The sequence below is a fragment of the Pseudarthrobacter sp. J47 genome (assembly GCF_049810315.1).
Classification (GTDB): Bacteria; Actinomycetota; Actinomycetes; order Actinomycetales; family Micrococcaceae; genus Arthrobacter.
In genome coordinates this window covers 143725-155870 of record NZ_CP187358.1, presented here as the reverse complement: position 1 = coordinate 155870, position 12146 = coordinate 143725, and the positions used below count along the sequence as shown (strand labels likewise).

Here is a 12146-nt window from a genome sequence, read left to right as displayed (position 1 = left end):
CAGACGCTCTCAAATCGCGGTTTGGGAGCGTTAAATGCCAGTTAGTTGGGCGGGAGTTCCAGCACGGCCAGGGTGCACCGTGAGAGGCACACCAGCTTGCCGTCCTCGTTGGTGATCCGGATTTCCCACACATGCGAGCGCCGTCCGATGTTCGCTGGCGTTGCCTCCCCGTAAACCCACGTCCCGGGGATGCCGGGGCGGATGTGGTTGGCGTTGATCTCCTGCCCCACCACGTAGAACTTTGAACGGTCGACGGCGAGCGTCCCACCGATGGATGCCAGGGTCTCCGCGAGCGCCACCGATGCGCCGCCGTGCAGTACGCCGGCCGGCTGGATGGTCCGCTTGTCCACGGGCATCCGGCCCTTCAGTGAGGTGGGCGTGACCTCCGTGATCTCGATGCCCAGGCTCTCGTTCAGGGTGCCAATGCCCATCCCGTCCAGCTCCGCAATGCCCTTTTCGCCTACCCAAATGCCCACAAAAACTCCTAGCTCCGCTGTCAACAGCCCCCACCGCGCGGGCACTTTCCCACCCTAGGTTACGGAAGCCGGGACGCCCGCAGCATTACTGCCTCCCCGGCACGACCGGCGTCCAGCGGCACCGGACTTACCAGCACTGCGGGGCCGCGCATCAGTTCTCCGCCGGAGACCACCTGGCAGCGGATTCCGCCACGCCCCCGCATCGCAGCGTGCGCGCCGGGAGCAAGCATCCTGTCCATCCAGGCGCACGGGTTCGCGGGCCGGCCTCCCCTCAGCACCACGGAACCCGATCCGGTTTCCAGCGCGAATTCCTGACCCAGCAGAGGGGCCAGCTGGGCCCCGCGGATCACCACATTGCGGCGGGTGAGCAGCGGATCGAACGCCGGCACCCCCAGTTCCACTGCGATCGCTTCCAGGGCCTCGACGGCGATCAGCGTGACCGCGGCGTCCATGTGTGCGGCCTTGCCGAAGAACCTGTCCCCCACAATGCCTTTGCCCGTCACCAGCTGGGCCGTTTCGGCATCAACAGTGGCGACGTCCGCGGCACCGTCCCGCGCACGGCCAAAGTAGGCATGCCCCGGCGAGATGAGCAGGTGCTCGATGCCGACGTCGTACCTGTATTTTCCGCTCATCCCACCACGCTAGCCACGGTTCCCAAGGCCCGCCAGCGGTGGCAGTATGGCGGCATGGCAATCGACGTCCGCCCGGCAACCAGCTTCCCCGACGTCCAGGCGGTCCTGGGCCCCAAGCGCCCGGACGCCAACGTGTGCTGGTGCCTGAGCTACCGCATCCCGTCCAAGGAAAACCTCGCCCTGCGCGGGACGGAACGCGGGGAGCGGGTGGCGGAACTGGTCGCCGAGGATCCTCCGCCGGGTGTTCTGGCGTACGACGGCGGCACTCCCGTCGGGTGGGCAGCGGTGCACCCCCGCGCGGACACCACCTTCGCCCGGAACCGGAAAATCCCGCACGTGGACGATCTGGAGGTGTGGTCGGTGTGGTGTATCCGCGTCCGTCCGGGGCATCGGGGCAAAGGGATATCGCATCACCTGCTGGCCGGTGCTGTGGCTATGGCTCGCAGCTACGGCGCGCCCGCCATAGAGGGTTATCCAGTGGACAACCAGGGCAGCAAAGTTGATCTCACCATGGCCTATGTGGGCACCCGGAAGCTCTTCGAGGAGGCCGGGTTCCACAAGGTGGCTGACACGGACTCCGTGCTCAACGGCTTCCCCCGCGTGCTGATGCGCCTGGACCTGCGCTGACCGCTGCCCATGACCACGGGCCGGCGGACCGTTGCCACCCCGCGCCGGGCAGGGGTAGCGTAACGCCCACGCACAACTCGCACATCAAAACGGGAGTGACCATGCCCAGGCTTATGAACAAAGCAGCACGTCGATTGGCCGCAGCAACCGCGGTCCTTGCACTGGGCGGGGCGAGTGGCGCCGTCGTCAGTCCAGCCTTCGCGGATCCGCGGGAGACGGAGAAAACGGCGACGGCCACCGGTTACGGCGGGGCGGTGAGTACCGTGGATCCGGAGGCGTCGGCGGCTGCGATCGAGGTGCTCCGCAAAGGCGGGAACGCCGCGGATGCCGCCGTTGCCGCAGCCGCGACCCTGGGTGTGACCGAGCCGTACAGCGCTGGAATCGGCGGTGGCGGCTACTTTGTTTACTACGACGCCGCCAGCGGTGAAGTGAGCACCATCGACGGCCGCGAGACCGCCCCGGCCGCCATGCCCAGCGACGCCTTCATCAATCCCGCCACCAACCAGCCCTACCGGTTTACCCCGGACCTGGTGACCAGCGGCGTGTCAGTGGGCGTGCCTGGAACACCTGCCACCTGGCAGAGGGCCCTGGAACGCTGGGGCACGCTGGACCTGGGCCAGGCGCTGAAGCCGGCCATCAAGGTGGCGGACCGCGGCTTTGTGGTGGATGAGACGTTCCGTCAGCAGACCCTGGACAACAAGGTCCGTTTTGAGGCGTTCACGTCCACCAGCGAGCTGTTCCTTCCCGGTGGTGACGCTCCCGCCGTCGGAAGTGTCTTCAAGAACCATGAACTCGCGGCGACGTACCGGCTCCTGGCTAAGAAGGGCACTGACGGTTTCTACACCGGTCCGCTGGCCGAGGAGATCGCGGCCACGGTGCAGGCGCCGCCCACCACTGATACCACCACGCTGCCGGTTCCGGCCGGGCACATGACGACGGCGGACCTCGCCAACTACGCGGCCCTGGACCAGGACCCCACGCACGTGGAATACCGCGGCTACGACGTCTACGGCATGGCCCCGTCCAGCAGCGGCGGCACCACAGTGGGTGAGGCCCTGAACATCCTGGAACCGTTCAACCTGGGCGAAATGTCCACCGGTTCGGCCCTCCACCACTACCTCGAGGCAAGCGCGCTGGCCTTCGCGGACCGCGGCAAGTACGTGGGCGATCCGGCATTTGTGGACGTTCCCACCGCAGCGCTCACCGATCCGCTGTTCGGCAAGGAACGCTCCTGCGAGATCGATCCGGAGCAGGCGGCAGTGAAGCCGGTAGCGCCGGGAGACATCACCACGTACGACGGCGTGTGCCCGGCCGGGGTGGCGCCGCTGGCCGATGAGGCGGATACGGAGAACATCTCGACGACGAACCTCACCGTTGCGGACAAGTGGGGCAACGTGGTGGAGTACACGCTCACGATCGAACAAACCGGTGGATCGGGCATTGTGGTTCCGGGCCGCGGGTTCCTGCTGAACAACGAGCTCACGGACTTCTCCACGGTGTACAACGAGTCCGATCCCAACCGGATCCAGCCGGGCAAGCGGCCGCGTTCGTCCATGTCGCCCACGATTGTTTTGAAGGACGGCGAGCCTGCTTTCGCCCTGGGTTCGCCGGGCGGCTCCACCATCATCACCACCGTCCTGCAGACCATCCTGAACCGGGTGGACCTGGGCATGAGCATCTCCGAGGCCCTCGCGGCTCCGCGTGCGGCCCAGCGGAACACGGCCAACGTCACGGCCGAGCCTGGCTTCATCGATGCGTACTCAGACGATCTGGCACCGTTCGGCCACAACCTGGTGCCGGCCGGCGACGCCTTCACGTCGGCTGCGGAGATCGGTGCGGCGACGGCCATTGAGTTCCTGCCGGACGGCAGCATGGTGGCCGCGGCAGAACCTTTCCGGCGCGGCGGCGGCTCGGCCATGGTGGTTCAAACGGCACCCTAGAAACAAACAGAACCAACAGGGGGTGCGGTGGACTCCACCGCACCCCCTGGCGCCGTCACGCACAGCACCCTTCTGGACATCCCGCCGTCGAACATCCGCGGCGGGACGGGAAATCGCAGCGCGCACTGTGCTGAAAGCCTGCCGTGCGTGACGGCGGGACCTGGCTTAGCCCAGCGTGGCGGTGTCGATCACAAAGCGGTACCGCACGTCCGAGGCGAGGACGCGCTCGTAGGCTTCGTTGATCTTGTCCGCACCGATGACCTCGATTTCGGCGCCCAGGCCGTGCTCGGCGCAGAAGTCCAGCATTTCCTGGGTCTCGCGCATGCCGCCGATCATGGAGCCGGCGAAGGAACGGCGTCCGCCGATCAGGGCGAAGGCGTTGACCGGCAGCGGTTCGGCCGGGGCACCAACGTTGACCAGGGCGCCGTCGACTGTCAGCAGCTGCAGGAAGGCGCTGATGTCGATCACGGCGCTGACGGTGTTGATGATGAGGTCGAAGCTGCCGGCCAGCTGCTCGAACGTGCCGGGATCGCTGGTGGCGAAGTAGTGCTCGGCGCCCAAGCGGAGGCCGTCTTCCTGCTTCTTCAGCGACTGTGAGAGCACGGTGACTTCGGCGCCCATGGCGGCGGCCTGCTTGACGGCCATGTGACCAAGACCGCCCAGGCCGATCACGGCCACCTTCTTGCCGGGGCCTGCACCCCAGCGGCGCAGCGGCGAGTAGGTGGTGATGCCCGCGCACAGCAGCGGGGCGGCGACGTCCAGGTCGATTCCTTCCGGAATCCGCGCCACAAAGTGCTCGTTGACGACGACGTGGGTGGAGTAGCCGCCCTGGGTGACGGTTCCGTCGCGGTCAACTGCGCCGTACGTTCCCACCATGCCCTTGAGGCAGTACTGTTCGTCGCCGTTGAGGCAGTTGGTGCATTCGCGGCAGGAGTTCACCATGCAGCCCACACCTACGCGGTCTCCCACGGAGTGGCTGGTGACGGCGGAGCCAACCTCGGTGACGATGCCGGCGATCTCGTGTCCGGGGGCCAGCGGGTAGGGCTGGGGTCCCCAGTCGCCGCGGACGGTGTGGATGTCGGAGTGGCAGATGCCGGCGAACTTGATGTCGATCAGGACATCGTGGGGTCCAACGTCGCGGCGCTCAATGGTGGTGGGAGCCAGCGGTTCGGTGGCGGAGTGTGCGGCGTACGCGTTTACAGTCAGCAAAGTATTCTCCTGGTGCTTGGGGTCCGGCAGAACCGGCAGAAACCAGTTCATCACGCGCGTGGGAAGCTGCGGGAGTTCCTGCTGTTCCTAGTACTGCCAGTACCCCCTTCAGCGCCTTCCGGTTCACGGCTGCAGGCATCCCGGGCCCCGGTGTTTACATCAAATGGGAAGCATGCTTATCTTAATGGGAGTTGATCTCAGATGCAGGCCAATTGGGGGTGACGGACAGGTGACCGCGCGATCCCTCCGTTCTGCCGCCAAGGCCCTGCGCCTTACACTTCTGGGCGGCTTCGGAGCATTGGGATGGCTGGCCCTCTCCGCCGGAATCGCAACAGCCGACGACGGCGGGCAGCAGGGACTGCTGGGTCCGGTCACCTCAGTGGTGGAGTCAGTCGCGGAGCCTGTGCGATCCACAGTTAGGGACGCTGCCGCACCCTTGGAAAGTGCCGTAACGACGGCCGCCCAGGCGCCCATAATCGCCTCGACCGTTCAGGCCGTGGACGCACCCGCTGTTGTCCAACCCGTGCTGGATGCCGTGGATCCGCTGGTTTCGCCGGTCCTGGATCCAGTCGTAGACCCCGTCGTTTCTCAAGTGGTGAACCCTGTCCTAGTGGCGGTCCTTCCGCCGCTTCAAGAGGTGACGGCGCCCGCGGAGCCGATAGTCGACGTCGTACTTCCCATCCTTGATCCGATCCTCCCCCAAGAGGACCCGGCCGCCGGTGTACCCGATCTCATTGGGGAGGGAGCGCTTGTTCCCGAGCCGGGTCCGGCCGACGTACTCGTGACAGTTCTGCCTGGTGAGGTACCGGCGGATTCGGCCGTAGCCACAACTGCTCCTGCCGGGCTGGAACCAGGCAGCGACCCCCCTGCCGCTGATACTCCTCCAGCGCGGACGGCAACCCTTGTGCCCTGGCGGGACGCTGCGTACTTCGATGCGCCGAACGCGGCTGCCGCAACCGCGGGATCGGAAGCGCCCGGCCCCTGGCCAGGACTCGAGCCGAACGTCCTGCCTTCCGCACCTTCGAGCACAGGTTCCGCTTCACCAGGCTCAGCTTCCGGCGGTGCCGGCGTTGCGGATACGCCGTCCGGCTTTATCTTCACGCCTTGCACGGAAACCTCTCCGGGTGCCGGATATTCGGCCGCACTGCCGGAGGGCCCCGCCTTCGAACCCGGCTCAACTCCTGATTGATGCGCCCCTTGCTGCCCTCCCGCGGCGGCATACGGCTCATCACGGCGCCTTCCTGGCGCCGGTCATCCAGTTCACATCAGGAGAATTACCATGCAAACGTGCATCAAACGGGGAATCAACGCATTCCTCCTAGCCGGCGGCATCCTTGTCCTCGGCGCCGGGGCGGCATCCGCCTCAGATTCCGGACTCATCGGCAACGTCATCGCCGACGTCGACGCCGCCGCACCCGTGAACGTCAGCGGCAACGCCATCTCTGTCATCGGCGACTCCACGTCCACCGGATCCGACTCAACCACCACCGGCACCACCGGCGGAACCACCCAAGGAACAGCTGACGGCGGACTCGTAGGCAACGTCATCGCCGACATCGACGCCGCCGCACCAGTCAACGTCAGCGGCAACGCCATCACCGTCATCGGCGACTCCACGTCCACCGGATCCGACTCAACCACCACCGGAACAACAGGAGGAACAACCACCGGCACCACGGAAGGAACAGCCGACGGCGGACTCGTAGGCAACGTCATCGCCGACATCGACGCCGCCGCACCAGTCAACGTCAGCGGCAACGCCATCACCGTCATCGGCGACTCCACGTCCACCGGATCCGACTCAACCACCACCGGCAGCACCGGCGGAACAACCACCGGCACCATGGAAGGAACAGCCGACGGCGGACTCGTAGGCAACGTCATCGCCGACGTCAACGCAGCCGCACCCGTGAACGTCAGCGGAAACGCCATCTCTGTCATTGGCGACTCCACGTCCACGGGTTCGGACTCGACAACCACCGGCACCACCAGCGGAACCACCACCGGCACCTCGGAAGGAACAGCTGACGGCGGACTCATCGGCAACGTCATCGCCGACGTCGACGCAGCCGCACCCGTGAACGTCAGCGGCAACGCCATCTCTGTCATCGGCGACTCCACGTCCACCGGGTCCGACTCCACAACTACCGGAACAACAGGAGGAACAACCACCGGAACCACCGAAGGAACAACTGACGGCGGACTCATCGGCAACGTCATCGCCGACGTCGACGCCGCCGCACCCGTGAACGTCAGCGGCAACGCGATCACCGTCATTGGCGACTCCACGTCCACCGGTTCCGACTCAACAACCACCGGAACAACAGGAGGGACAACCACCGGCACCACAGAAGGATCGACCGGTGACGGCGGATTGATTGGCGACGTTGCATTGGATCTCGACGTGACAGCCCCCATCAATGTTGGCTGCAACGCAATCTCGGTCATCGGGGACAGCTCGTCCGGCAACTGCGGATCAACCGTCCCGACCAACCCGACCAACCCGGTCGATCCGGTTGATCCCGTCGGTCCGGTGAACCCCGTTGACCCGACGGATCCCGTGAACCCGGTGAACCCCGGCGGAAACGTACCGGGCGGAAGCACGCCGGGAACGCAGGCTCCGGGTGTGACGGGATCAACGGTGGTCACGGCCAGCGGCGGCGTGAAGGCGATTGCAGCCTCAATCCCGGCGGGTGCGGCAGCCGGGGCGGCGACGTCCGGCACACTCGCCCAGAGCGGAACGGAGGCATCCTTTCTACTCCTGGTGGCCGGGCTGCTTCTTGGTAGCGGCATCGCCCTGGTGTCATTCAGGGGCCGTACCGAAAGTTAGTTGAACAAGGCGCTGGCCGGAGTCCCCGGACTCCGGCCAGCACAACAACGAAACGGGAAACAGAGATACAGAAAACCCGTGTCAGTTTGTCGTTGACGTGGGGCTGGAGGTCGGCGAATCGGACTCCGTCATGGTTGGCGACGGGGACTCCGAAGGTGACTCAGTACCCCCTGTACCGGACGTAGAAGTTGACGTGGGGCTGGAAGTGGCGGTGCCGCCGTCGTCAGCCTTCTCCAGGACCTCATTAATCAGGTCCTCCAGCTCTTTCTGGTCCTCGTCTCCCAGGTCCGCGCCACTCTTGGTGGCTACCACCAGCAGCCGGCCTTCAGCGCCGGAGACCTGCATGAGCATCTCGTGTTCGGCGCCGGTCCGGGTGCTGACTGTTCCGAAGGTTTCCTCGGCATCAGTGTCGGCCTGGACTTCCTCGGTGGTGACCTCGTAGCTCTGGCCCAGCACCTCCACCTTGAATGTGGAGCACTGGTCCAGTTTGCCGCTGAGCTCGTTCAGGAGTTCGACGGCGTCAGGGCCTTCACTGCCGGACTGCGCGGAGAGGGTGCGCGGCTGCTCGCTTTCGGAGATGGCCACTGCCACATCGCCGTTTTCCACGGTGTCCTGCAGGCCTGCGGAAGCAATATCCTTGCATTCCTCAGGGTCTACGGTGGCGGTGTTCATCAGGATGTTGGCGATGTTCTGGCCCTGGTCCACCTGGTCCTTGGAGTAGAGCTTGAGTTCGTTGCCGTCTCCGTCCTTCGTGCCGGAGATGAGGTCGCGGAGTTCATCCTCGCTGTAAACCTTGTCCTCTTCGGTTTCTGTGGTCGTGGCCGTCCCGGTGGGGCTTGCCGTCGATCCACCGCCGCCATCGCCGGTGCATCCGGCCAATGCCATGATGGTTACAGCTGCTACCCCGAGGGCTGGAAGTTTGCGCATGGGAAACACTCCTTACAAATAGGAAGCATACTTAGCATCTTCAGCTTAGAGGCTGTGGTGGCCAGGCGGAAATACCATCTGGATAACCGTTCGGTCACTGATTAATCCACTCGGCGTAGTATTGCGCGGGTGACCCTCCCCCATACCCACGGAACCAAGCCCGGACGGGACGCTGCCTTGGCCGTTCTCCTCGGGATTCTCGCCGCCCTGATGGGCCTGGCGCCATGGCTCGTCACGGGGGCGCAGCTTCCGCTCCAGAATTTGTGGGCCACCGAGGCCGCCCCGGAGACCATGCCACTATCCCTCCTGCCGCTGAGCCAGTACAAACTCACGGTGCTGGTGGGGCTGCTCACGGTTGGCGGGGCCGTGGCCGGTCTGGCGGTGCGCGTTTGGGCGCCAGTACGACGCCGGCTGGTCACCCGGTGCGCGGCGGCGGGGGTTTTGATCGTGCACTTCACCGCCGTGGTGCAGTCGTTCGCTGTGGTGGATGCCGGCCTGGTGCCGGGCACCCCGTCGCGCATCTACGTGGCGGGCCTCCTGGCAGGGGTTATTGCCTCGGTTCTGGCCGGGCTGGTTGCCCTGTTCCTGCTGGCTTCCCCTTCGCGGACCCGCCTTGCCCTTGGCGTCGGGTTTATGGCCGCACCGTTTGTGGGCTGGGGCGCCGACTGGTTCTACAGCATCGTGGGGGCGGCCCACGCAGGCCCAATATCTTCCCTGCTGTTCCGCTGGCTCCCCGCCGTACTGGTGGGGCTGGCTCTTGCCTGGTGTGGAGTCCGTCCGTGGCGCCGGCTCTGGGTGTGGGCCATGGACCTGCTGTTGCTCTGGGTAGTTCCCGCCTTGTTTATCTCGGTGAACTACGTCTTCGGCACGCGGGTCATGCTGGGCGATGCCGGCGAGATGCTCCTGATGGGCCGGGACATCCTGAAGGCAACACTGGGGCCCGACGGCGGCGCCGGACCCCTCTTGCTTCTGGCCCTGGTGATCGGGCTGGCAGGTGCGGGAGTGCAGCTGCTGGTGCGCCGCCGTCGGGCGTTACAGCCTGCCCCGTGACTGCCCGAGGTTCAGGTGACTACGCGAGCCGGTTGCGGACGATTTCGCTGACCGTCTTGCCGTCGAAGCGGCCTGCCACCTTGGCGGTGACCGGCTTCATCACGGCGCCGATGGAGCGCATGGAAAGCTCCTGGCCCTCCGCCTTCAGCGCGGCGATCTCGGCGTCGACGATTTCTTCCACTTCTTCCCTGGTCAGCGCCTTGGGCAGGTAGGCCTCAATGATCTCCGCTTCGGCAATTTCCGCTCCGGCGCGGTCCGGTTCGCCGGCCTCCGTGTAGATCCGTGCCGTGTCCCGGCGCTTGGCGGCCTCCTTCTGCAGCAACGAGGTGACCTGGGCGTCATCGAGCTCAATGGGCGTCTTGCCGGACTTCTCACGGGTGCTGATCTCGCCCAGAACGTTCCGGACGGTGGTCAGCGCTGTTTTGTTGCCGGCCTTCATGTGGGCGACGACGTCTTCTTTGAGGCGTTCTTTGAGGCTCATGATTGTTCGCTCCTTCGGTGGTCCTCCACCCATTCTGCAGGAGTTATGGCTGATCAAGGGCCGGTTCAGATATCAACAAGATTGCTAAGCATGCTTGCTTAAAGGCCACTCCTGTGGCTATGTAGGAAGTGCTGGCGGGCTTTTTGGCGTGCCGCAACAGAGATGTACACCCTGAAATGTGGAGGTCATCATGGAAGAATCAATCAGGTCCGGGCTGGCGACGGTCGCTGAGTTCGTTCCCAAACTCGCCCTGTTCCTCGTCATCCTTATTGTTGGCCTTCTCATTGCAAAGGCCATCTCCAAGGCCCTGGACAAGCTCCTCGAAAAAGTCGGCTTCGACCGCCTCGTGGAGCGCGGCGGGGTCAAGAAAGCCCTCTCCCGCTCCTCCATGGACGCGAGCGAGATCATCAGCAAGATCGTCTACTACGCACTGGTGCTGTTCGTACTGCAGTTCGCGTTTGGCGTCTTCGGACCAAACCCGGTGAGCGACCTGCTGGAAGGCATCATCGCGTTCCTGCCCAAGATCATCGTCGCGATCATCATCGTGATCATCAGTGCCGCCATCGCGGCCGGCGTGAAGTCCCTGATCCAGGGCTCGCTCGGCGGCCTTTCCTACGGGAAGACACTGGCCAATATTGCCAGCATCTTCATCCTCGGCATCGGCGTTATTGCAGCCCTCAACCAGGTTGATATTGCCACAACCGTCACCACGCCCATCCTGATCGCCGTACTCACAGCCATCGTTGGCGTGATCGTCGTTGGCGTGGGCGGCGGCCTCATCGCGCCAATGACCCGACGCTGGGAAACCTACCTGAACAAGGCAGAGGCCGAGGCGCCCCGGATCAAGGCAGAAGCCGAAAACTCACCTTCTGCCACGGACCAGCTGGCTGCCAAGGCCAGGGAAGCCACGGGCCGGACCGGCAGCGCGGGTACCACGGGTACCTCCACTACCGGCACTGACTACGGCACCACCGGCGGAGCACACACCACGCACGATCCCCGGATCTAACCACCACAAGCCCGCTCCTTGAGGGCGGGCTGGAATACAGCGTCAGGCCTCGCCGACCGGCAGCACCAACAGGTAGCCGGCCGGCAGGTCGCTGCTCCAGCGCCGCGGCTCACGCACCACAAACTGGGTTGCGAGTTCCTCGGGGCTAAGCAGGCTGTTGGGAGCGGGCGATGGACCCCATTGCCCGCTCCCATACGGATACAGCGGATCCAGCACGTTAATGCCGGTCACAGTGAATTCCGGAAACAGGGCGGGATCGCCCAGCGCTTCGAATCCACTCATCACCCACGCATGGCGGCCGCTCCACATCACCAGCCCCACCGGCCGGTCCGTCTCAGCAATGGCGCGGGCCGCGGTCTGCAGGGCGCCCTGATAGTCGGGGACGCTGACAACCTTGTAGGGACCCATGCCCACCTCGGTCAGCACCTGCGCCCAGCCCAGGGGGTTGGCTCCATTGAACGAATTCGACGACCGCGCCCGGGCCATCTCCCACAACTCACTTTGATGTGCACTGTCAGCCCACGTACCGCCGCCAGTGTCGTCAATGAGGTTGTGCGCCATCTGGATGCTCGCCGCAACACACCAGTCAAAGGTGTACTGCGGGACAAAATCACCCTCCTGGTAAAGGTTCAGGGCAAACGGCTCGGGGACGGGCGGCGGCGCCGGGGCGGGCGGCGGCTGTGTCGGCACTGACTGCGTCGGCACGGCTTCCGTCGGCACCGTGGCGGGGACCGGCGTCGGGCTTCCCTGCGTGAGGGTTGCGGGATCACCCGCGAGGGGCAGCACCGAAGCGCTCGACGTCGGCTGGCTGGCTGCCTCGTCCATGCCAACCGTGGGAGTGCATGCGGCAAGGAGGCTCGCCGAGGCGACGAGCCCGGCCACTATCCGGAGGCGGGCGCCGTTCATGATTGCTCCAGTTTATCGCCGACCGGCGGCGAAGAACCCGGGAATTTGGGCTGACTCGA

12 protein-coding genes are annotated in these 12146 nt (G+C 65.3%); 6 read left to right on the top strand and 6 right to left on the bottom strand.

Going from position 1 to position 12146, the window contains the following annotated elements:
• Positions 1–41 precede the first annotated feature (41 nt).
• Both ACPJW8_RS00735 and ACPJW8_RS00730 read right to left on the bottom strand, forming a co-directional pair.
• Positions 42–476 (bottom strand): hotdog fold thioesterase, encoded by a 435-nt coding sequence (locus ACPJW8_RS00735; RefSeq protein WP_330188050.1) that lies wholly within the window; start codon positions 474–476, stop codon positions 42–44.
• A gap of 59 nt (positions 477–535) precedes the next feature.
• Positions 536–1108, bottom strand: coding sequence for an MOSC domain-containing protein (locus tag ACPJW8_RS00730; protein ID WP_330188051.1), 573 nt, complete (start codon positions 1106–1108; stop codon positions 536–538).
• Positions 1109–1162: 54 nt separating this feature from the next.
• Here ACPJW8_RS00730 and ACPJW8_RS00725 point away from each other — a divergent pair, with 54 nt between their 5' ends.
• Together ACPJW8_RS00725 and ggt are read left to right on the top strand one after the other, a co-directional pair.
• A complete protein-coding gene (locus tag ACPJW8_RS00725; protein ID WP_330188052.1) occupies positions 1163–1735 on the top strand; it encodes a GNAT family N-acetyltransferase in 573 nt (190 codons plus the stop codon).
• Positions 1736–1836: 101 nt separating this feature from the next.
• A complete protein-coding gene (gene ggt, locus ACPJW8_RS00720) occupies positions 1837–3675 on the top strand; it encodes a gamma-glutamyltransferase (RefSeq protein WP_425256388.1) in 1839 nt (612 codons plus the stop codon).
• 165 nt (positions 3676–3840) lie between these two features.
• Here the strand turns inward: ggt and ACPJW8_RS00715 are convergent, their stop codons facing one another.
• Positions 3841–4884, bottom strand: a complete 1044-nt coding sequence (locus ACPJW8_RS00715; RefSeq protein WP_330188053.1) for an NAD(P)-dependent alcohol dehydrogenase — start codon at positions 4882–4884, stop codon at positions 3841–3843.
• A 229-nt stretch (positions 4885–5113) separates the two neighbouring features.
• Between ACPJW8_RS00715 and ACPJW8_RS00710 the strand changes: the two genes are divergently transcribed.
• Positions 5114–6073, top strand: a complete 960-nt coding sequence (locus ACPJW8_RS00710) for a hypothetical protein (protein ID WP_330188054.1) — start codon at positions 5114–5116, stop codon at positions 6071–6073.
• Between the two features lie 90 nt (positions 6074–6163).
• On the top strand, positions 6164–7714 hold the full coding sequence (locus tag ACPJW8_RS00705) for a hypothetical protein (RefSeq protein WP_330188055.1): 1551 nt from the start codon (positions 6164–6166) through the stop codon (positions 7712–7714).
• Between the two features lie 81 nt (positions 7715–7795).
• On the opposite strand, the gene ACPJW8_RS00700 is transcribed toward ACPJW8_RS00705, so the two are convergent.
• Complete coding sequence (locus tag ACPJW8_RS00700) at positions 7796–8641, bottom strand: hypothetical protein (protein ID WP_330188056.1); 846 nt, start codon at positions 8639–8641, stop codon at positions 7796–7798.
• Positions 8642–8770: 129 nt separating this feature from the next.
• Here ACPJW8_RS00700 and ACPJW8_RS00695 point away from each other — a divergent pair, with 129 nt between their 5' ends.
• On the top strand, positions 8771–9691 hold the full coding sequence (locus ACPJW8_RS00695; protein ID WP_330188057.1) for a hypothetical protein: 921 nt from the start codon (positions 8771–8773) through the stop codon (positions 9689–9691).
• Positions 9692–9710: 19 nt separating this feature from the next.
• Here ACPJW8_RS00695 and ACPJW8_RS00690 read toward each other — a convergent pair whose 3' ends face one another.
• Positions 9711–10172: a GatB/YqeY domain-containing protein gene (locus ACPJW8_RS00690; protein WP_330188058.1), complete on the bottom strand. Its 462-nt coding sequence runs from the start codon at positions 10170–10172 to the stop codon at positions 9711–9713.
• A gap of 190 nt (positions 10173–10362) precedes the next feature.
• Between ACPJW8_RS00690 and ACPJW8_RS00685 the strand changes: the two genes are divergently transcribed.
• The gene (locus ACPJW8_RS00685; RefSeq protein WP_330188059.1) at positions 10363–11181 is read left to right on the top strand and encodes a mechanosensitive ion channel family protein; all 819 of its coding nucleotides are present in this window, start codon (positions 10363–10365) and stop codon (positions 11179–11181) included.
• A 42-nt stretch (positions 11182–11223) separates the two neighbouring features.
• Here the strand turns inward: ACPJW8_RS00685 and ACPJW8_RS00680 are convergent, their stop codons facing one another.
• Positions 11224–12087, bottom strand: coding sequence for a hypothetical protein (locus ACPJW8_RS00680; RefSeq protein ID WP_330188060.1), 864 nt, complete (start codon positions 12085–12087; stop codon positions 11224–11226).
• Positions 12088–12146 lie beyond the last annotated feature (59 nt).

Excerpts from the sequence above, each read along its gene's own strand:
- ACPJW8_RS00730 (WP_330188051.1), bottom strand. The coding sequence starts at position 1,108 with ATGAGCGGAAAATACAGGTACGACGTCGGCATCGAGCACCTGCTCATC.
- ACPJW8_RS00725 (WP_330188052.1), top strand. The coding sequence starts at position 1,163 with ATGGCAATCGACGTCCGCCCGGCAACCAGCTTCCCCGACGTCCAGGCG.
- ggt (WP_425256388.1), top strand. The coding sequence starts at position 1,837 with ATGCCCAGGCTTATGAACAAAGCAGCACGTCGATTGGCCGCAGCAACC.
- ACPJW8_RS00705 (WP_330188055.1), top strand. The coding sequence starts at position 6,164 with ATGCAAACGTGCATCAAACGGGGAATCAACGCATTCCTCCTAGCCGGC.
- ACPJW8_RS00700 (WP_330188056.1), bottom strand. The coding sequence starts at position 8,641 with ATGCGCAAACTTCCAGCCCTCGGGGTAGCAGCTGTAACCATCATGGCA.
- ACPJW8_RS00690 (WP_330188058.1), bottom strand. The coding sequence starts at position 10,172 with ATGAGCCTCAAAGAACGCCTCAAAGAAGACGTCGTCGCCCACATGAAG.
- ACPJW8_RS00685 (WP_330188059.1), top strand. The coding sequence starts at position 10,363 with ATGGAAGAATCAATCAGGTCCGGGCTGGCGACGGTCGCTGAGTTCGTT.
- ACPJW8_RS00680 (WP_330188060.1), bottom strand. The coding sequence starts at position 12,087 with ATGAACGGCGCCCGCCTCCGGATAGTGGCCGGGCTCGTCGCCTCGGCG.